This is a genomic window from Brachyspira hampsonii, from assembly GCF_002214805.1.
GTDB lineage: Bacteria > Spirochaetota > Brachyspiria > Brachyspirales > Brachyspiraceae > Brachyspira > Brachyspira hampsonii.
Map to the genome: position 1 here is coordinate 812,438 of NZ_CP019914.1, position 20,419 is coordinate 832,856.

General features: G+C 28.1%; 20 protein-coding genes. 2 read left to right on the top strand and 18 right to left on the bottom strand.

What is annotated here, in order from left to right; all coding sequences use genetic code 11:
* Positions 1–3: 3 nt before the first annotated feature.
* The 7 genes from leuD to BHAMNSH16_RS14280 form a co-directional block, all read right to left on the bottom strand.
* Entirely contained in the window at positions 4–492 is a 489-nt protein-coding gene (leuD, locus tag BHAMNSH16_RS03275; protein WP_008727503.1) for a 3-isopropylmalate dehydratase small subunit, read from the bottom strand.
* Positions 493–536: 44 nt separating this feature from the next.
* On the bottom strand, positions 537–1,784 hold the full coding sequence (gene leuC / locus BHAMNSH16_RS03280) for a 3-isopropylmalate dehydratase large subunit (RefSeq protein WP_008727502.1): 1,248 nt from the start codon (positions 1,782–1,784) through the stop codon (positions 537–539).
* 66 nt (positions 1,785–1,850) lie between these two features.
* Positions 1,851–3,347: a 2-isopropylmalate synthase gene (locus BHAMNSH16_RS03285; RefSeq protein WP_008727501.1), complete on the bottom strand. Its 1,497-nt coding sequence runs from the start codon at positions 3,345–3,347 to the stop codon at positions 1,851–1,853.
* A gap of 82 nt (positions 3,348–3,429) precedes the next feature.
* Positions 3,430–4,425 carry a ketol-acid reductoisomerase gene (ilvC, locus tag BHAMNSH16_RS03290; protein ID WP_008727498.1) on the bottom strand — a complete coding sequence of 332 codons (996 nt, stop codon included), beginning with the start codon at positions 4,423–4,425 and terminating at the stop codon, positions 3,430–3,432.
* 31 nt (positions 4,426–4,456) lie between these two features.
* On the bottom strand, positions 4,457–4,984 hold the full coding sequence (gene ilvN / locus BHAMNSH16_RS03295; protein ID WP_008727497.1) for an acetolactate synthase small subunit: 528 nt from the start codon (positions 4,982–4,984) through the stop codon (positions 4,457–4,459).
* A 20-nt stretch (positions 4,985–5,004) separates the two neighbouring features.
* Complete coding sequence (gene ilvB / locus BHAMNSH16_RS03300; RefSeq protein ID WP_008727496.1) at positions 5,005–6,678, bottom strand: biosynthetic-type acetolactate synthase large subunit; 1,674 nt, start codon at positions 6,676–6,678, stop codon at positions 5,005–5,007.
* 120 nt (positions 6,679–6,798) lie between these two features.
* Entirely contained in the window at positions 6,799–6,951 is a 153-nt protein-coding gene (locus tag BHAMNSH16_RS14280; RefSeq protein WP_164071384.1) for a hypothetical protein, read from the bottom strand.
* A 156-nt stretch (positions 6,952–7,107) separates the two neighbouring features.
* Between BHAMNSH16_RS14280 and BHAMNSH16_RS03305 the strand changes: the two genes are divergently transcribed.
* Complete coding sequence (locus BHAMNSH16_RS03305; protein ID WP_083250058.1) at positions 7,108–7,941, top strand: SanA/YdcF family protein; 834 nt, start codon at positions 7,108–7,110, stop codon at positions 7,939–7,941.
* Between the two features lie 34 nt (positions 7,942–7,975).
* Positions 7,976–9,409 carry a sodium/glutamate symporter gene (locus BHAMNSH16_RS03310; RefSeq protein WP_069731768.1) on the top strand — a complete coding sequence of 478 codons (1,434 nt, stop codon included), beginning with the start codon at positions 7,976–7,978 and terminating at the stop codon, positions 9,407–9,409.
* 77 nt (positions 9,410–9,486) lie between these two features.
* Here the strand turns inward: BHAMNSH16_RS03310 and BHAMNSH16_RS03315 are convergent, their stop codons facing one another.
* From BHAMNSH16_RS03315 to BHAMNSH16_RS03365, 11 genes are all read right to left on the bottom strand, one after another.
* Positions 9,487–9,978 carry a peptidylprolyl isomerase gene (locus BHAMNSH16_RS03315; RefSeq protein WP_008727495.1) on the bottom strand — a complete coding sequence of 164 codons (492 nt, stop codon included), beginning with the start codon at positions 9,976–9,978 and terminating at the stop codon, positions 9,487–9,489.
* Positions 9,979–10,000: 22 nt separating this feature from the next.
* Positions 10,001–10,576, bottom strand: coding sequence for a peptidylprolyl isomerase (locus BHAMNSH16_RS03320; protein WP_008727494.1), 576 nt, complete (start codon positions 10,574–10,576; stop codon positions 10,001–10,003).
* Between the two features lie 70 nt (positions 10,577–10,646).
* A complete protein-coding gene (locus tag BHAMNSH16_RS03325; protein ID WP_008727493.1) occupies positions 10,647–12,062 on the bottom strand; it encodes a LysM peptidoglycan-binding domain-containing protein in 1,416 nt (471 codons plus the stop codon).
* 39 nt (positions 12,063–12,101) lie between these two features.
* Positions 12,102–12,692, bottom strand: coding sequence for a hypothetical protein (locus BHAMNSH16_RS03330; RefSeq protein WP_008727491.1), 591 nt, complete (start codon positions 12,690–12,692; stop codon positions 12,102–12,104).
* Positions 12,693–12,842: 150 nt separating this feature from the next.
* A complete protein-coding gene (locus BHAMNSH16_RS03335) occupies positions 12,843–13,331 on the bottom strand; it encodes an META domain-containing protein (protein ID WP_008727490.1) in 489 nt (162 codons plus the stop codon).
* A gap of 133 nt (positions 13,332–13,464) precedes the next feature.
* The gene (locus BHAMNSH16_RS03340) at positions 13,465–13,818 is read right to left on the bottom strand and encodes an ankyrin repeat domain-containing protein (protein ID WP_069731767.1); all 354 of its coding nucleotides are present in this window, start codon (positions 13,816–13,818) and stop codon (positions 13,465–13,467) included.
* A gap of 419 nt (positions 13,819–14,237) precedes the next feature.
* Positions 14,238–14,672, bottom strand: coding sequence for an ankyrin repeat domain-containing protein (locus BHAMNSH16_RS03345; RefSeq protein WP_008727488.1), 435 nt, complete (start codon positions 14,670–14,672; stop codon positions 14,238–14,240).
* 18 nt (positions 14,673–14,690) lie between these two features.
* A complete protein-coding gene (locus BHAMNSH16_RS03350; RefSeq protein ID WP_008727487.1) occupies positions 14,691–15,146 on the bottom strand; it encodes an ankyrin repeat domain-containing protein in 456 nt (151 codons plus the stop codon).
* A gap of 440 nt (positions 15,147–15,586) precedes the next feature.
* Positions 15,587–16,678: a ribosome small subunit-dependent GTPase A gene (rsgA, locus tag BHAMNSH16_RS03355; protein WP_008727486.1), complete on the bottom strand. Its 1,092-nt coding sequence runs from the start codon at positions 16,676–16,678 to the stop codon at positions 15,587–15,589.
* A gap of 61 nt (positions 16,679–16,739) precedes the next feature.
* Positions 16,740–18,980 carry an alginate O-acetyltransferase AlgX-related protein gene (locus BHAMNSH16_RS03360; RefSeq protein WP_083250057.1) on the bottom strand — a complete coding sequence of 747 codons (2,241 nt, stop codon included), beginning with the start codon at positions 18,978–18,980 and terminating at the stop codon, positions 16,740–16,742.
* Positions 18,981–18,991: 11 nt separating this feature from the next.
* Entirely contained in the window at positions 18,992–20,404 is a 1,413-nt protein-coding gene (locus BHAMNSH16_RS03365) for an MBOAT family O-acyltransferase (RefSeq protein WP_069731766.1), read from the bottom strand.
* Positions 20,405–20,419: the final 15 nt, after the last annotated feature.

The following is a 20,419-nucleotide window of genomic DNA, read 5'->3' on the forward strand; positions in this document are numbered from 1 at the left end:
TAATTACCCCTTATTCTTTATAGAGTTCAAAAGCCCATTAGAATTAATTATATTTTTAATAAACTCTGGGAAAGGCTCTGCTTTATAGCTTTCATTTTTAGTAATATTTGTTATAACGCCGCTGTCAAAATCAACTTCAACTTCATCGCCATTGTCTATTTTTTTGCTTGCCTCTTCGCATTCAAGTATTGCAAGACCTATATTAATAGAGTTTCTGTAAAATATTCTGGCAAAAGAAGAAGCTATAACGCAGGATATACCAGATTCTTTAATGGCAATAGGAGCATGCTCTCTTGAAGAACCGCATCCGAAATTCTCTCCTCCTACCATTATATCGCCTTTCTTTACCTTGCTTACAAAATCTTTATCAATATCTTCCATACAATGAGCTGCTAACTCTTTATGATTTGCAGTATTTAAATATCTTGCTGGAATAATAACATCAGTATCAACATTATTCCCATATTTATGAACGAAACCTCTAGCTTTCATTTATTTAATCTCTCCTATTTTATTATAATCATTTGTTATAATCATTATTTAGGCTCTGTTATATATCCAGTCAAAGCACTGTATGCAGCAGTGGCAGGACTAGCTAAATATACTTTAGAAGTTTTATCTCCCATTCTTCCTACAAAGTTTCTATTAGTTGTAGTAACAGCAACCTCATCATGGGCAAGTATTCCCATATATCCTCCCAAACAAGGTCCGCATGTAGGAGTAGATACCGCACAGCCCGCATCAATAAATATATCCATATAGCCTAATTTGATGCATTCTTTATAAACTTTCTGAGTAGCTGGTATAATTATGCATCTAACATTTTTAGCTATTTTCTTTCCTTTTAAAATGTTGGCAGCAGTTGCCATATCAGATAATCTTCCATTAGTACAAGAACCAATAACTACTTGATCAACTTTTATATCTTTTAATTCTTTAGCATCTTTTGTATTTTCTGGTAAATGAGGACATGCTACTGTAGGCTCTATTGAAGATAAATCAATATCATATTCTTTTTCATATACCGCATCATCATCAGCTTTGAAAATAGTATAATCTCTTTTTACTATATCTTTTAAATATTCTATAGTTTGATTATCTACTTCAAATATTCCGTTTTTAGCACCTGCCTCAATAGCCATATTAGCAATACAAGCCCTGTCGTCCATAGTAAGAGAAGAAACACCCTCACATCTAAACTCCATAGATTTATATAAAGCCCCATCAACACCTATCATACCTATAATATGAAGTATAACATCTTTACCAGATACATTCGGCTTTAATTTACCTTTAAGATTAAATTTAATAGCAGAAGGCACCTTAAACCAAACCTGACCTGTAGCCATAGCAGCAGCCATATCAGTGCTTCCAACACCTGTAGAAAAAGCCCCAAAAGCTCCATAAGTACAAGTATGAGAATCAGCACCTATTATAACTTCACCGGGAGCAACTAATCCTTTTTCCGGCAAAAGTGCATGCTCAACTCCCATATCGCCTACATCATAATAGTTTGAAATATCGTATTTATTAGCAAAATCTCTGCATTGTTTGCATTGCTCTGCAGCTTTAATATCTTTGTTCGGAGCAAAGTGATCCATAACCAAAGCGATCTTTTCTTTATCAAAAACCTTATCAAAACCGTATTTTTCAAATTCATTTATAGCAACAGGGCTTGTTATATCATTACCTAAAACCAAATCAGTTTTAACCATAATAAGCTCGCCTGCCTCAACTTTATCAACACCGGCATGTGCAGCTAAAATTTTCTGAGTAATAGTCATATTCGTATCCTTAAATTAAAAAAGGGCTTTTACAATTTCTTAATCGTATAAGCCCTATAAAAATTATTATAATTTATTTAATCCATTAACATAAGCTCTCAAACTAGCTTCAATAATATCTGTACTTACCGCTCTTCCTATTACAGTTTTATCATTAGAAGCTAACCTTACAATAACCTCTCCCAAAGCATCTTCACCCTCTGTAATAGCATTAATACTATAATTAACCAATTTAGCCTTATTAGAAGTAATAGAGTCTATAGCCCCGAAAGCCGCATCAATAGGTCCGTTTCCCTTTCCTATCCCCTCAACAATATTATTCTTACTATCCATAATTGAAACTGTAGCCAAAGAAGATATTGAATTACCGTCATTAACAACAAATCCGTTTAATGTATAAATAGGATTTTCTGAATCATTATTACCTATTAATAATGCTTCTATATCTGAGTCAGTAACTATTTTCTTTTTATCAGCTAGATTTTTGAATTTTATAAATGCTTCCTCTAAAGACTTATCATCAATATCATAACCTAAAGATTCAATTCTGTCTTTGAAAGCATGCTTTCCGGAATGTTTTCCTAATACCATTTTATTCTGAGGTATTCCTATATCTTCAACATTCATAATCTCATAAGTAGAACGTTCTTTTAATACCCCATGCTGATGAATACCAGCCTCATGAGCAAAAGCATTGGCACCCACTATAGCCTTATTAGGAGCAACTACCATACCAGAAATAGTAGATAATAATTTTGAAATTTTATAAATGCGTTTTGTATTAACATCTGTATAAGCATTATAAAAATCTTTTCTAGTTTTAATACCCATTACAATTTCTTCTAAACTAGCATTGCCGGCTCTTTCGCCTATACCATTAATAGTGCATTCTACCTGAGTAGCTCCAGCTAAAACTGCAGATAAAGAATTAGCTGTACCAAGTCCTAAATCATCATGACAATGCACAGATATATCAACATTATCTATACCCTTAACATTCTCTTTTAAATACTTTATTAAATCTGCCATTTCTAAAGGAGTGGTATATCCTACAGTATCAGGAACATTGATTGTAGTAGCACCGTTTTCTATAGCAGCAGAATAAGCCTGAGCTAAAAATTCTCTATCACTTCTTGAAGCATCTTCAGCAGAAAATTCTATAAACTCAAATTTAGTTTTAGCATAAGAAACAGATTCTTTTATAGTTTCCAATACCTGCTCTCTGGTCATCTCTAATTTATGCTTTAAATGTATATCGCTAGTAGCTATAAATGTATGAAGCATCGGATGTTTTGCCTCAGCAAGTGATTCATAAGCCCTATCTATATCTTTTTTATTGCATCTTGCCAAACTAGCTAGTTTAGCATTTTCTACAACTTTACTTACTTCTCTTATAGCATTAAAGTCATCGTCAGAACATATAGCAAAACCAGCTTCTATGACATCAACGCCTAATTTATCTAATTCGGCTGCCATTTCTAATTTTTCAGCCAAATTCATAGTACAACCAGGAGACTGCTCTCCGTCTCTTAAAGTAGTATCAAAAATCTTAATCTTTCTCATTGTTAAAACCCTTATAATAAAACATCATTTATAACTAAAGATGCTTTGGATTATAAAAAATATTTATTATAATATCTATATATTATTTTTTAATCCAACTCATCAACTTTCTTAATTCTGCACCGACTTTTTCTAATTTATGCTCTCTTTCTAATCTTTTAGTAGCATTAAATTTAGCTTTGCGTCCTGCACTAAACTCTTGAATAAACTCGCTTGCAAAAGTACCGTCTTGTATTTCTCTTAATACTTTTTTCATTTCTTTTCTAGTTTCTTCAGTTATCATTCTTCTGCCTGTTCTGTAATCACCATATTCAGCAGTATTTGAAATAGAATATCTCATCATAGCAAAACCGCCTGAATATATTAAATCAACAATTAATTTCATTTCATGTATACATTCAAAATAAGCCATTTCCGGTTCATATCCTGCTTCTACTAAAGTGTCAAAACCAGCTTTCATTAATTCTGTAACACCGCCGCATAATACAGCTTGTTCTCCGAATAAATCAGTTTCTGTTTCTTCTCTGAATGTAGTTTCTAATATACCAGCACGGCCCGCACCTATTCCTGAAGCATAAGCTAAAGCATAATCTTTTGCTCTTCCGCTTTTATCCTGATAAACCGCTATCAAGCTAGGAACTCCTCTTCCTTCTAAATACTGACTTCTTACAGTATGTCCCGGTCCTTTTGGTGCAACCATAATAACATCTATATTATCAGCAGGCATTACAAAATGGAAATGAATATTAAATCCATGTGCAAACATTAATACATTTCCTTCTTTCATATGAGGAGCTACCTGACTGTTATATATATCAGCAGCTACTTCATCTGGTACAAGCATCATAACTATATCTGCAAGCTTAGCAGCTTCTTCTACTTCCATTACTTTGAAACCTGCTTCTTCAGCTTTTTTGCAGTTAGCACTGTCTTTTCTAAGTCCTACTATAACATTCATACCGCTGTCTTTTAAGTTCTGAGCATGTGCATGTCCCTGACTGCCGTATCCCATTATAGCTATAGTTTTACCGTCTAGTACTCCTAGATTACAATCAGCATCATAATATTTTTTTATCATTTTAATTTCTCCTTTAATTTATTATTTTTTATTAAAATTCAAAATTATTGATTATATTCATATCTGGAACATCATCGCCAAGCTGTATAGATGTTACCCCTGTTCTTGAAAGCTCTAATATATTAAAATCTTTTAATGCTTCTAAATATGCATCTATTACTGAAGCTGAAGCTGTTATTTCTACTGTAATGCTTTTATTTCCAATATAAAGTATAAGTCCGTTATAAGAATTGGTTATATCGCAGGCTTTGCGTCTATTACTATCATTAATTTCTATTTTTACCAAAAGAAAATCTCTTATTATGTTGTTGGAACTATCTATCAAATGTACAGAATGAACTTCTATAAGTTTTGAAGTTTGTTTTATAACTTGATTTATATGAGAATCATCTCCCTCTGTAACTATAGTCATTCTTGAAATACTAGGAACACAAGTTGCAGAACATGTAATAGTTTCTATATTAAACCCTTTTTGACTGAATAATAAAGTTATTCTATTTAATACACCAGTAATATTATCTACAAATAAAACTAAAACTCTTCTTTCTTTCTTATCCATTTTTTTACTCCTGCTATTTATTAATCTACTATTATGTCATCTATAGTTCCGCCGGCTGGTATCATAGGCAAAACTCTTAAATCTTTATCTATAACACATTCTATCCATACAGGACATTTACATTTTAATGCCTCTTCAAAAGCCGCCTCAAATTCTTTTATAGTTTCACATCGAAAACCTTTAGCTCCAAAACCTTCGGCCACTTTTACATAATCCATTTTTTTATTTATATCAGTACTTGAATATCTCTTACCATAAAATATAGTCTGCCATTGTCTTACCATACCCAATGTACTATTATTAAGTATGATACTTATAACAGGAAGATCATATTCAACGGCAGTAGCCACTTCATTTAAATTCATATAAAAAGAACCGTCTCCTGTTATATGTATTACTCTTCTATCTGGTTTAGCAACCTGACATCCTAAAGCGGCACCGTATCCGAATCCCATAGTACCTAATCCGCCGCTTGTTATGAAACTTCTAGGCTTGGTATGTCTTATATACTGAACAGCCCACATTTGATGCTGACCTACATCTGTAACATAAACAGCTTCATCTTTAGTTTTATCCCCTATTATATCCATAACTTTATTTGGATAAATTCCATCTTTATCAGTATTTCTGTCAGAATCTTCTTTCATTTCTTTAGCTTTCAAGTCTGATAAATATTTTACCCACTCATCATCATCTACTCTTTTTACTAACTTATTAAATCTATCTAGTACATCATTTAAATCGCCTATTATACTATAATCAACATGAACATTTTTATTAATTTCGCTTCTATCAATATCTATATGAACCTTTTTAGCAACCCCTCCGAATTTAGAAGTATTTAAAGCAACTCTATCGCTGAATCTTGTACCTACAGCAAGTATTAAATCAGCTTCATTCATAACTTTATTAGCTGTGGCAGATCCATGCATTCCCAAAAGACCTATATTTAATTTTTCATTATATCCTAATACTCCGGCTCCCATTAATGTATGCACTGAAGGTATATTAGAATTAATCATAAACGCTCTTAATTTATCGCTTGAATCCTTAGCACCGCCTCCGAAATATATAATAGGTCTTTTAGATTCATTTATTAATTTTGCAACTAAATCTATAGTCTTCTCATCTTCTGAACTTATTTCTATATGTTTTGGAATAAATTTTTCTCTTTTAGTAAATTCTGTTTCTGCAAATGTGAAATTTTTTGGTATATCTATTAAAACAGGCCCTTTTCTTCCAGTATTAGCTATTACAAATGCTTTTCTTATGGTGTTTGCAAGTTCATTAATATCCCTTACAACAAAATTATGTTTAGTTATAGGCATTGTTATTCCGGCAATAAAAACTTCCTGAAATGAATCTTTACCTATTAAACTTTCCGGAACATTAGCAGTTATTGCAATTAAAGGAACACTGTCCATATAAGCGGTGGCTAAAGGTGTTACCAAATTAGTTGCCCCCGGTCCGCTAGTTGCAATTACAACTCCGGTTTTTCCGCTTGCTCTGGCATAACCGTCAGCAGCATGACATGCTCCTGCCTCATCTACAGGCATTATATGTTTTATTTTATCTCTATATTTATAAATAGCATCGTATATAAATAAAGCAGCACCGCCCGGATATCCGAATACTGTATCTACACCTTCTTCTATTAGAACTTCCATTATTATATCAGAACCGTTTAACTTCATTAAATAACTCCTTATGTTTTATAGCATTTTACTTTTCTTATTAGTATTTCTACTTATAGAAATTTTATTTTTAAATGTATTATATTAAATAATGTATTTTATAATAAAAAGATTGTAATATTACAGGATATTGACAAGAATAGAGAGGAGAATGTTTAAGAAAAAAATAGTTTTTGAAGATTTATTTTGTTTATAAAAATTAGATGCAGATGCTGGATTTTTTTTCATATCATAAAAAACAGCATTCATGCTATTAATAGATGATGCATTCATCTTTATTCTCCTTCTGATATTTGCTTTATATTATAATATTTTTGAGTAATATTGCAATACTTAAAGTAAATTTTTTTTATCAAGTTTTATGTTAATAAGAATTGACAATATAAATTATTTTAAGTATACTATCAAAACAATCATATTGCAGGTTTTATGAAGATAGTAAAGATATTAAAAGATAGATACAAAAATAAAATATTATATATTAAAAATAATAAAAGAATAATAGAAAATAGAATAGAAAAGAAAAGCTATATATATAAATTTATAAATTATATACTATTCATTTTCATTTCTATTTTAAGTTTTATTCCTGAAATTATTATTTTATCTTTAATATGCTCAATAATATTATATTCATCTGTTTCATTATATTCAAAAAGATATATATATTCATCAATAGAAAAAATACCATATAATGATGTTGCGTTAGTATTGGGCACAAGCAAGTATATGAACAATGGTAAAATAAATATGTATTTCAAATTCAGAATGGAAGCAGCTTATGAATTATATAAAAGCGGAAAAGTGAAATATATACTTGTAAGCGGAGATAACAGATATAAATCATATAATGAACCCAGACAAATGCGTCTTGATTTAATAAAATTGGGAGTTAATAAAAATCATATATTTTTGGATTTCGCAGGATTTAGAACTAGAGATTCTATTATAAGAGCAAACAAAGTTTTTGAACTTACTAATTTTACAATAGTATCTCAGCCTTTTCATAATGAAAGAGCAATACTAATAGCAAGACAAAAAAATATTAATGCCATAGCCTATAATGCAAATAATGTGAGAAAACTTTATAGAATAAGACAATTTCCAAGAGAATTAGGGGCAAGGGTTTTAATGTTTATTGATATTTTATTAAACAGACCTCCTAAATTCTATGGGGATGTTATTAAAATAGAAGAAAGAGAAGATTCTCAAACTAATAAAAGCAATAAAAAAATAGATAAAAATAAAAAATTAAATAATTAAAAAAATAAAAACATTCATTTTTAAGGAAACAAATATGACATCTAAACTATTAACTGAATTACTTCAGTCATTATCTCTATTATCGGTGCTGCTGCTTATAGGAGTTTTTTTAAGGGCTAAAATAAAGCTGTTTCAAAAATTATATTTGCCAGCTTCTGTAATAGGAGGCTTTATAGGGCTTTTAATATCTCCTGAAATATTAGGCAAGTTCTCAAACTATTCTATATCATCAGAATGGATAAGCACTTATTCATTGCTTCCAGGAATATTATCAATACCTATATTTGCCGCAATTCCATTGGGTATGTTTCTAAACGAAACAAAAAGCATAAAATCACTTTATCCTACAAAAGTTTTAATAGCATTCGGTATATTTCAATGTGCAAGTATGTTTCAATCTGCTATAGGATATGCTGTTAATATATTATTTACGAAAATAAATCCGGAAATAGGAATGTACAGAACTTTTGGCTATGAACTTTCAGCCGGATTTGCCGGAGGTCATGGACTTGCTGCAGCTACAGGAAAACTTTTAGAAGGTTTTGGAATACCTCAATGGGAGATAGCACAAGGAGTTGCTTTAACTACTGCTACAATAGGGCTTGTCGGAGGAATGATATTTGGAATCATATTCATTAATATTGCAGTGAGAAGAAATAAGACCAATGTTATAAAAAAAATTATTGATGCTAATGAAGATAGTCAAAATATAAACAAAATAGATAAAAATATGGAGCTAGGATACAATAATGATATAAGCAGGCAGGCTAGTTTAGGAAGAGAAACTTTTTTAAGCAGCTCAATAGAAACTATAACTTTTCATTTGGCTGTAATATTTGCTGTATGTGGATTAGCTTTTATAGTTTTAAATTTTATAAAAAAATTAAAAATACCGGGATTAGATGTTCTTCCTGTATGGACTTATTCTATGATTATAATGTTTGCTTTAAATATGATCATAAAAAAATTAAAATTATCTTGGATGGTAGATGCAAAGGTTAAAGCAAAGATAATAGGTACATTGAGCGACTTTGCCATAGTATCTGCTATAACAAGTCTGCCTATAAAAGCTATAATACATTATATAGCACCTATAATAGTTATGTGCATAGCAGGTTTTATATTTACTTATTTAATAGTATTTATATTTCATAATATGCTATTTAAAGATGATTATGCATTTGAAAGAGCTATAATTTCATGGGGCACTTTAACAGGAGTTCTCATAACAGGAATGACTCTTTTAAAAATATGCGATCCTGAATACAAAAGCCCCGCATTAACAGAATTCTCTTTAGGTTTTTCTTTGATGTCTGTAACAGGTCTTTTAATAGTTCCTATACTCAATACTGTACTTGCTGTAGGCTCCACTTGGGATAATCTTATAACTGCTTTAATAACTTCGGCTATTTATTTGATTATGGCATTTGCTGTTTACTTTGTACAGAAAAAATCAGTAAAGCAATGATAAATTAAAACTTTTAAATATAAAAAAGACGAAACTCATATACTGAGCTTCGTCTTTATTATTTACTACTTATAAAATTATTCTACTTCTTTAATATAAACTTTATTCATAGTAGAATTTTCCATAGGGTTGTCATTATGATCTCTTTTTAATGCCACTATTTTATCAACAGCATCCATACCATCAACAACATTTCCCCAAACTGTATATTGTCCGTCCAAATGAGGAGAATCAGCTACACAAATGAAAAACTGAGAACCGGCACTGTCAGGATCCTGACTTCTAGCCATAGAACATATTCCTCTTTTATGAGGTTTATTGCTAAACTCAGCAGGAATATTAAATCCCGGACCGCCTGTACCATGCAAATATCTTTTTGCTGCATCTTTACTTACAGGATCTCCGCCTTGTATCATAAAGTTAGGTATTACTCTATGAAATCTTATTCCATCATAAAAGCCTTCATTGGCAAGTTTTTTTATAGCCTCCACATGTTTTGGTGCTATTTCAGGATAGAATTCTATTTCTATAGTACCATAATCGGTTTCAATAAATAAATGCTCTTTCATTTTAATTTCCCATTTTCCTTTATTAATTAACTGTTTTTACATAAACTCTATTCATTTTAGCAGGTTCTAAAGGATTATCATTAGCATCTCTTTTTAATGCCACTATTTTATCAGCAACATCCATACCGCTAACAACTTCACCCCATACTGTATATTGTCCGTCTAAAAAAGGACTGTCAGCTACACAGATAAAGAATTGCGAACCGGCACTATTAATGCTTGTTCCCCTAGCCATAGAGCATATACCTCTTTTATGGGAAACATCATTAAACTCTGCAGGTATTACGAAATTAGGACCGCCTGTACCATGCAAAGCTCTGTTAGGCTGCTTGCTTAGAGGGTCTCCTCCTTGTATAATAAAACCCGGTATAACTCTATGAAAAAGTGTTCCGTCATAAAAGCCTTCATTGGCAAGTTTTTTTATAGCTTCTACATGTTTTGGTGCTTTTTCAGGAAAGAAAGCTATTTCTATAGTACCAAAATTTGTTTCTATAAAAAGATGCTCTTTTGAAGTTTTCGGCTTTTGTGCTATAAGAACAGTTCCGAATATAATCAGCCCCAACAATGAAATAGTAATGATTTTTAATTTTTTACCCAAAATATGTACCTCTTATATATTATAATAACTTCAATAATATTCGTAATTATTTTCTATAAATTTATTTCTATTATTGATTTATTTCTTCCGCTTCAGTATTCTCATCTGCAGCTGTTACATCATCAGCCATTTCTGCATTCTCATCAGTAACTGCTGTGTCTTCTGTCATTTCTGCAGTATCAGTTTGCTCATCTATAACAGTTTCTTCTGTCTGTTCTGATTGTTCTTCCATAGCAGCTTCATCTTCTATAATTACATTACCTTCCATTTGGTTAGTTTGATTATTTGTAGATGAAACCTGATTATTAGTAGAGAAAGTAGTTATATTACCATAAGTTTGATTAGTATCATAAGTTCCCTGTCTTGTTTCTCCTTTAATACTAGGTATAATTAATCTTTGACCTGCTCTTATAACATTAGGATCTTTTATAGTATCTTTATTAGCATCGTATATTTTTTTCCATAAATTACCATTACCATAGATGAAGTCATAAGAAGCGATACGCCATAATGAATCTGTATTAGCTCTTCTTGATTGAACTATATAATATTGAGGGAATGAGGAGCCATCTGATACTACCATTTGTACTCCTTCAGAAGAAGATATATCTCCGGAAGAACTTTCCATTGAATTAACTAAACTTATAACATTTTTAGAATGCATTAGCGAGTCAGTATAATTGTTAGCTATCAAAGTTTCGCCTGCTGAAGATAATGATTTTAAAGCTTCTGTATATAAATTAGGCTTACTATTATTATAGCCGTCTTGTTTAGCTTTATCCATAGAATCCTGAGCTTTTGCATAAGCTAATGGAGCTTCCAACATATCAAGCATATTCATAGCTTCTCTTGATTTTGTCAAAGAATTAGTATAGTCTCCGCTGCTTAATGCATTTTTAGATTCATCTCTCAAATTTGTGATTTGTGTATCATTATTATCACCATTAGTTAATACTGATTCACTCATTAAATATTCTCTTCTCAAATCTATAGCAAGAACATTGTATCCTAATTCAGATTTTTCAGCTGACTTATTATATTCAAGCATAGTATTAGTATAATCAGTGCTGTTAGTAGATGCTTCAAGCATACTATGTGCAGAATTAAGATCAGTAACGGATTCTTCATATAAAGAAGTTGTTAATTCATTAGTATCGCCTCCAACTCCTTTAAATAAGGTAAGTTTTCTTTCTGCATCTCTCTGGCTATTCAAAACATATTCATAAACGCCGTATCTTAATATAATTTTATCAGAATATTCTTTGCTTTGTCTTGAATATTCTATACTTTGATTATAATCTCCTACACTATGGGCATCTATAGCCATTTCTCTATATCTTTGTGCCAATTTATAATCATCACTTTCCTTTATACTAGCAGGCAAATCTGCAGGCAGTTCAGGCGGTAAAACCAAAGTATTTGTTTCCTGAGCATATAAGAAACAAGAAAATGTTAATAAGATAAATAAAAATAATCCCTTTTTCATATTTTTCTCCATTAATTTTATAAGTTATAGTAAAAATGATTATTTAGAATATGATACATCTAATTCATCAACCTGCTTAATTTTATCTTCTGCCTCTTTTATTCCTCTTGTACTTTCATCGTATCTTATTTTAGTTGTGAAATATGCTTTATGATGATATTTCTTAGCATTTAAAAAACAATTAACTGCTTCTTCATAATTATTTGTACTTAAAGCTGATAATGCATTTATATAATTGAGTTCAGCAAACTCATAATTATCTTTATCTACTCTATATGCTTTTACTTCTTTAGAATATACTCTTTCTAAATCTATTTCATTTTTTAAAACTTCAGCATATTGAGGAAGTCCTTCATTTAATACTGTCTGATATGAATTTGATGCAGTAGTAAGAAGATCTTTTACCTTTGCCAAATCTTTATTTTCATCTATAAGTATAATAGCTTCCGAATAACTTGCTTCAGCTATATCAAATTGTTCTTTAGAATAGTTTTGCAAATCATATCTTATAGCTTTATCTCTCAATGTAGTGGCATCCTTATATTCTTTTAAAGGCATACTTTCTGAACATGATATGACTATAGTCAAACAAAATAATAGCGGTATAAAAATATATTTATTCAATTTCATGATCACTCCAAATATTTTTCTAAAAAACAAAAATATACTTTTATATTATACTACTGAATATAAAAGTCAATAGTTTATTAAAAAATTTAAAATAAAAAAGCAAGATAATATAAAAATATTTATCTTGCTTAAAAATATAGATAGTGTTAATTAATTGGCATTTTCGCTTGCTGTTTCTACATTACCTTTGAAAGTATAGATTAAATTAGTACCTGAGGCTGTAGTAATAGTCAATACATCTCCATCTAAAGAGATTGTATCAGCTCCGTTTAATATTTGTAAATATTCTGTTTCCACTGCCATATCTTCTTCAGGTCCCATCATTTTAGTAGAACCTAAAGCATTTAATTTTATTTTATTACCGTCTAATGAAAACTCAGTAACATAGCTATTAACAGCTGATTTTCCGCCTAACATATTAGTATCAGAAAAAGCTATAGTAACTTCTTTACCTTCATACATATTAGTAAGAGAATACTCTTTTCCTAATAAATCTTCAACTGTAACAACTACAATATCTGATGCCGGAGCTTCTATAGCAACAGTTGTATCTTCCTTAGCAGTATTAGAATTATTACCGCCGCATGATAGAGCAAATAATGCTGTCATTACTATAAATAAAGATAATATTTTTTTCATAATTTTCTTTTCCCTTTATAAAAATTTAAATTTAAGAAATATTATATTATAATTGAAATTTATTATCAATGTTATATATAGTAATTTCAAATAAAATTAACATTTTTTTACATTTTATTTAAAAACTTTTTAATTATTTACCGCCTGCTGCTTTTAAAAGACTAACTATGTTTTTATGCTTTTCTTCTGAAGCATAAGTCAAAGCTGTTTTATCTTTTCTATCTTTTAAATTAACTTTGGCACCAGCATCAATTAAAAGTCTTACAACATTAATATGTCCGTTTTCTGATGCTTTCATTAAGGCATTATCCCCTTTAGAGTCCTGTTCATTGATATTGGCACCGTCTCTAAGCAGTTCTCTAACCTTTTTGATATCACCATTTTCTGCAGCATTTACTAAATCTACATTACTTTTAGAAAATGCATTGTTACAAATTAATAATGATAGAATAGTAAAAAATAAAAATATTTTTTTATTTAATTTCATAAAAAACTCCTATATTAAAAAATTTACATGAAAATCTCATATTATAAAATCGTCATTTTTTATTTTTACAAAAATATTTTTTAAAAAATTAAATAAATTTTATAAAACAATTTAATAATTCATATATGACAAATTAATTTCTTAATATTAAGAACAATATATTTATGATATAATTCAAAGACATAATCTAAATCAGTTTCTACATATTTATATTCGATATTAATATATAAGAACAGCATTAAAAACATAACAACTATTTTAGCATATCATTCAGAATTTATATAACTCTGTATTTAGTATATATTAGCACCTGAATTATAAGTTATATTGCTATTAATATTTTTTAAAATATATACATGTACTAATGAGACTGTATTAATAATTATCAATAAAAATATAATTTTCATTATAGCTTAATTTTATTTCGCACCTGCTGCTTTTAATATTTTTACTATATTCTGATGTCCTCTTTGAGTAGCATAACCTAATGCTGTTTTTCCGTATTTATCTTTCATATTAATATTAGCTCCTGCTTCTATAAGCATAGAAACTATTTGGACATGTCCTCTGCTTGATGCTCTCATTAAAGCTGTTCTCTTATTATTATTAACATCATTCAAATTAACTTTCTTACTTATCAATAATTTTACAACTTCAGGAAGTCCCTCCTCTGATGCTTCTATCAGCGGTGTTTCTCCTTGTCTATCTCTTGTATTAAGATCAACTCCTGAATTTATTAATTCTATAGCTCTTTTAGTATCTTTCTTCTCCAAAGCCTCCATTAAAGGTGTCATATTCCTTTGAGCAAAAATATTCATACTAATAATAAAAATTAAAACTGTAATTTTTTTCATAATTATATCTCCTTAATTTTATTTTGCACCTGATGCTTTTAAAATTTTTACTATATCTTGATGTCCTCTTTGATTTGCATAAGTTAATGCAGTTCTTCCTCTATTATCTTTAATATTTATGTCGGCACCCGCATTTACAAGAAGTTTTACTATATCAGTGTAGCCTTTAGAAGAAGCTCTCATTAATGCAGTTCTGCCCCATTTGCTTTTGAGATTCAAATTTACTTTATTTTCTATAAGCAATTTTACAACTTCTATATACCCGCCTTCTGCTGCTTCTATTAAAGCATTTTCGCCTACTCTATCCTGCTGATTAATATTAGCACCATTATTTATAAGTGATTTTACCTCATTTATATCGCCTCTTCCTGCCGCATCAATAATGGCTATGTTGCTTTTTGAAAATGCATTTAAACAAAATATCAAAAATAAAACAAATGAAAATATTAGTATTTTAGAATTCAAATTATCCATAAAAATCTCCCACTTTTTTATGATACTTAAACTTATAAAAATAGTATAATAAATATAATGATTTTTGTCAATTTTTTGTAAATAAAATTTGTTTAAACTTTACATTTTTTTATATTATTTTTATTTTATGTAAACTAAATTTATATAAAACAGGTCTTTTATTATAAATTCTAATTGTTTATTATGATATTGTAAATTAACAAAATATAATATATGAATTTATAAATTTTTTATTTAATAGATTTTTATTATTGATAGTCATAAACTCGCTAAAAAATAGCCGATAACTTACCTTTTATTAGTTTTGTCATATTTATTTTTATGTCTAGTAATTTTCTTTAATGCCATTTTTTATTATTGCTAGCTATAAACTCGCTAAAAAATAGCTGATAACTTCCATTGTCAGTTATCAGCTGCTCGTTTATAGCATTAGTCAAACACTACTTATTAAGTTTTTTATTCCTATTTCCATGTTTTGTTATTTTTTTTAAAGCCGCTTTTCTGTCTTTCTTTATCTCTATAGAACTTTTTTGTAATTCTCTATTTTCATTAAGAAGGGTTATATAAGCATCATATCTCTCATAGGGTATCTCATCGTTTTCAAGAAGTTCTAATATATAGCAGTCCGGTTCATGCTGATGCGTACAGTCTTTGAACTTACATCTTTTGGCATACTCCTCTAAATCTTCAAAAGTCTTCTTTATACCTTTATCATCTTCCCATAAACCTAAATTCCTTAATCCCGGTGTATCTATTACTACTCCTCCGCTATCCAATACTAAAAGTTCTCTATGTGTAGTTGTATGCATTCCCTTAAAATCGTACTCTCTTACCTCTTGAGTTTTCATCTTTTCATCTTTCAAAAGATAATTAATAATAGTAGATTTTCCAGCTCCTGATGCTCCTATGAAAACTGATGAAGTATCTTTTTTAATATATTTCAAAAATGTATCTGCATTCTTACCTGTTTTTGAACTATAGGCGAATGCTGTTTCATTAGGATAAGTGTCTTTTATAGTTGATAATAATTCTTTGTATTCTTCATCTTCATATAAATCAATTTTACTTATGGCTATTATTGGTTTTATACCAGAAGTATGAACTACCGACAAATATCTTGCTATAGCAGACATCGGCATTTCATTATCAATACCTACTATAATAAAGGCATAATCAATATTGCTTACTATAGCCTGAATATCATTTTTTTTAATATTAGCTTTTCTATATAAAATATTTTTTCTAGTAAGTATTGTATCAATAAAGGCATTATTATCCGACTTTTTCATTAATACCCAATCGCCTACAACAGGAAGCTCACTTTGTATTTCAGAATTATATCTAATCTTTCCTTTAATTCTTGCTAAAAACTCTCCGTCATCAGAAAAAAGCGTGTAGTATCTTTTATTAATTCTTATTACCCTTGCAGGTACAAGCTCTTCATTATTAATTTCTTCCAAAGAATTAATATTCAAGCTCTCTAATGCTAACTTTTCAAAGTATTCATCAAAGCCTATATCTTTTATTTTCAATATTTATAACCCCATAATAAAATCTATGCTATATAATACTAAATATAAAAGTTTTGTCAATTTAATTATTGGATGTAGCAGAATTAGTTTCTAAATCTTTATTAATTTCTTCTATTTTATAATTTGGTATAACTTTAAATAACCTTTCTTTTAAGAAACTATCAACTGTTTCGAATAATACTATATCAGGATATTCTTTTATTATTTCAGAATTTTTATACCTGTCAATATGTCTATAACTTGCTTGTGAAAAACTAGAAGAAAGATATTCGAACATTGCTTGAGAAAAAGAATCACGTATAACAAACAATTTTCTATTAATAACATTAGTATTTAACTTTGGTTTTACTAATACATATTGGCTAAAAACATTTGTACCTTCAATTATATTATAATTATTATAACCTGATATCGTATATATTTTTTCTATATCTTTTTTTAAAAAACTATATAAATTTATGAAACCTGTCAAATCTTTATAAAAAGGAAGCATATTAGTTAATATAATATTACGATTATATATTTCAGGTACATTAATACCAACAGTTTTCATAAATTCACTATATCCTATATAAGCCCCTAAATAATTCCAATGATAATCGTATTTATAATACAATAAATATGTATCTTTATATTTCAATAATTCTTCTTTAGGATAAACTATTTTTATATCTGTATTTTTTCTAATATAATTTACAAATTGTTCTGCAGCATTAATCATGGTCTTTCTCTTAACATAGTATGGCATATAATCAGTATAAATCAATGTTTTATCAGGACATATCATAAACACAAAATCTATATTTTTTTTTCTTAATTCATTTCTAAAATGAAGTAAATTATTTTCGGCATTTTCTAATTCTTCATCAGAAAATCTATATATTCCAATATAATTTTGTATAACATACCTAATTTCTTTAAAAAAAACCCATTTATTTTTTCCAAGTATAGCACTTTGTGATAAAATATTATTAAAAATTAAAAAATCTATAATATTCTTTAATTGTATCAATTCATTTCTAAAAGGTAAATAATCATTAAAATATTTTTCATATTCATTTGGATATTTTGATAAATTATTTATGGATAAAATAGGTTTATTAGCTTTTAATCTATTCTCATAATTGGTATTGTCAAAATAACTTCCAAATAAAATATATATTATATTAGGCATTATCAAAAAACATAAAAATATTATAAGTATATATACATATATGTTTTTTAAGTTAATTCTAATTTTAATAAGACTTACAAATTCTAATATAATAGGTCTAATAAGTAAAGCAAATATAAAAAATAACAATATAGTTATTAAAAAAGTAAGTTTAAGTTTTAAACTGTATTTTATATTATTAATATTTCCTTCTATTTTATCAGATGATATTAGAGTACCAAAAGGACTTCCTTTATTTACAAATTTTATATCTTTTATATAATTAGGTAAGTTGTTTGTATTTAAATAAACACCATATATATCACTATTTCTAAATACTTTATCATAATAACTTATTCTGAAATTATAAAGATAATTAGTAATTGAATTATTTGTAAAAATATAATTGGTTAATGAAGAATAATCTGATTTATCATTTGAAGAAAATAATTTTTTAGTAGTTTCTATATTTATATTGTTTAATCTCAAAGTATCATCAGTATTGATAGAAATATCAGATAAATAACCTACTCTGCTAACTTTACCTAATATAAATAAAGAAAATAAAATAAATATGTATATTATGAAATATATTAACAACAATTTCCTATATTTTTTGGAAATAAAAACAATATAATGTAAAATATTAAATAATGACTTTCTAAAAATATATACTAAAATAACAAATATATAAAATAATATTAAATATAAAAATAAATTAGAAAACTTTAATTTTAAAGAATATTTAATATTATCTATATTTACTTCTATTTTGTCAGATGATATTAGTGTGCCAAACGGACTTCCTTTATTTACAAATTTAATATCTTTTATATAATTAGGTAAGCTGTTTGTATTTAAATAAACTCCATATATATCACTGTTTCTAAATACTTTATCATAATAACTTATTCTAAAATTATAAACATAATTAGTCATTGAATTATTTGTAAGTATATACTCTTCTATGTTTTTAATATTATTAGCATTTATAGAATTATTATTTAATGTTTCTTCTATATTTAATAAGATATCAGATAAGTACCCAACCCTCTCTTTGCTGCCTAAAATACTAAGAACTATTAAACTTATAACAAATAAAATTAATAAAGATATATAAATAATAATTAATACTTTTTTTAATTTCATAAATAATCCTCTTAAAATCTGAAATAAATAAATGGATTGTAAGTACCATTAACTAAATACATAATGCAGATAAACAGAAGTATGAACTGAATAATACTTTCTAATATGTAAACTCTGCTTGAAAATACAGCCTCTTTAATCTTTGGAAACAAACTCTGAAATAGACCGCAAAATAGTATACCAAATATAAAACATACTTGGGTTTGAGGATAAAAGAAATATCTAACAGTGAAAATACTCTCTTTATAACTAAACATTAATTTATATAAATCTAATGCATGACTTAAATCGTTAGCTCTGAACAATACCCAACCAAGTACGAATGCTAATATTACATATATATGATTGATGAATTTTAATTTATTTTTCTCTAATAACTTGCCTAAAAATATACGCTCTATAACTAAAAATAAACCATGCCATAAGCCCCAAAGAATAAAATTAAAACTAGCTCCATGCCATAAACCTGTAGCAAAAAAAACAATAAATAGATTTAAATAAGTAAAATATTTGCCTTTACGGTTTCCGCCTAATGGTATATATAAATACTCCTTAAACCAAGTTGATAAAGATATATGCCATCTCCTCCAAAACTCCTGAACTGACTTTGATATGTAGGGATAATTAAAATTCTCTAAAAACTTAAAGCCGAACATATGACCCAAACCAATAGCCATATCTGAATAACCTGAAAAATCATAATAAATTTGAAGCGTATAAAGAACAGCAGAAAGCCATACTAAAATAGTACCCAAATCACTTACAGATTGTTTTAATATCTCATCGCAGGATAAAGCAAACATATTGGCTAGTATTACTTTTTTTGATAGTCCGTAAATGAACCTTTTTATTCCGTAGCTGATATTTTCTAAACTCTCCGTTCTATTTGTTATTTGAGTATATATATCATGATATTTTACTATAGGACCTGCTATTAGCTGAGGAAAAAAAGATATATACAAAGCTAAATTAATAATATTTTTCTGTGCTTTATTATGTTCTCTGTAAACATCTATAACATAAGACAAAGCCTGAAAAGTGTAAAATGATATACCTATTGGAAGAACTATGTTTTTTAATGAAATTACTTCTTTACCTGATATAGAATTAATTATTGATATCGCAAAATCAGTATATTTAAAATAACCTAATATTGATAAATTAACTATTACACATAAGGATAAATATATTTTCTTTTTAGATTTGTCATTTTCTTCGATTGCCTTATCAATTAACAATGCAAAAAAATAATTAATTATTATAGAAGAAAACATTATAAGAGTGTAACTAACTCCACCCCAAGCATAAAATATAATGCTCGCTATAAGAAGCAGCACATTTCTAAATCTTTTATCGATTACATAATAAAGTATAAAAACTACAGGCAGAAAAAGCCACAAAAAAATCATAGAGCTAAATAACATAATAACTCCATGATT

Bases quoted from the DNA above. Each gene is read 5' to 3' on its own strand.
- ilvC (WP_008727498.1), bottom strand. From the start codon at position 4,425: ATGATAAAAAAATATTATGATGCTGATTGTAATCTAGGAGTACTAGAC.
- BHAMNSH16_RS03365 (WP_069731766.1), bottom strand. From the start codon at position 20,404: ATGTTATTTAGCTCTATGATTTTTTTGTGGCTTTTTCTGCCTGTAGTT.
- BHAMNSH16_RS03310 (WP_069731768.1), top strand. From the start codon at position 7,976: ATGACATCTAAACTATTAACTGAATTACTTCAGTCATTATCTCTATTA.
- BHAMNSH16_RS03350 (WP_008727487.1), bottom strand. From the start codon at position 15,146: ATGGATAATTTGAATTCTAAAATACTAATATTTTCATTTGTTTTATTT.
- BHAMNSH16_RS03330 (WP_008727491.1), bottom strand. From the start codon at position 12,692: ATGAAATTGAATAAATATATTTTTATACCGCTATTATTTTGTTTGACT.
- leuD (WP_008727503.1), bottom strand. From the start codon at position 492: ATGAAAGCTAGAGGTTTCGTTCATAAATATGGGAATAATGTTGATACT.
- leuC (WP_008727502.1), bottom strand. From the start codon at position 1,784: ATGACTATTACTCAGAAAATTTTAGCTGCACATGCCGGTGTTGATAAA.
- BHAMNSH16_RS03315 (WP_008727495.1), bottom strand. From the start codon at position 9,978: ATGAAAGAGCATTTATTTATTGAAACCGATTATGGTACTATAGAAATA.
- BHAMNSH16_RS03325 (WP_008727493.1), bottom strand. From the start codon at position 12,062: ATGAAAAAGGGATTATTTTTATTTATCTTATTAACATTTTCTTGTTTC.
- ilvB (WP_008727496.1), bottom strand. From the start codon at position 6,678: ATGAAGTTAAACGGTTCTGATATAATAATGGAAGTTCTAATAGAAGAA.
- BHAMNSH16_RS03360 (WP_083250057.1), bottom strand. From the start codon at position 18,980: ATGAAATTAAAAAAAGTATTAATTATTATTTATATATCTTTATTAATT.
- BHAMNSH16_RS03340 (WP_069731767.1), bottom strand. From the start codon at position 13,818: ATGAAATTAAATAAAAAAATATTTTTATTTTTTACTATTCTATCATTA.
- BHAMNSH16_RS03345 (WP_008727488.1), bottom strand. From the start codon at position 14,672: ATGAAAAAAATTACAGTTTTAATTTTTATTATTAGTATGAATATTTTT.
- BHAMNSH16_RS03335 (WP_008727490.1), bottom strand. From the start codon at position 13,331: ATGAAAAAAATATTATCTTTATTTATAGTAATGACAGCATTATTTGCT.
- ilvN (WP_008727497.1), bottom strand. From the start codon at position 4,984: ATGGATAAGAAAGAAAGAAGAGTTTTAGTTTTATTTGTAGATAATATT.
- BHAMNSH16_RS03285 (WP_008727501.1), bottom strand. From the start codon at position 3,347: ATGAGAAAGATTAAGATTTTTGATACTACTTTAAGAGACGGAGAGCAG.
- BHAMNSH16_RS03305 (WP_083250058.1), top strand. From the start codon at position 7,108: ATGAAGATAGTAAAGATATTAAAAGATAGATACAAAAATAAAATATTA.
- BHAMNSH16_RS14280 (WP_164071384.1), bottom strand. From the start codon at position 6,951: ATGAATGCATCATCTATTAATAGCATGAATGCTGTTTTTTATGATATG.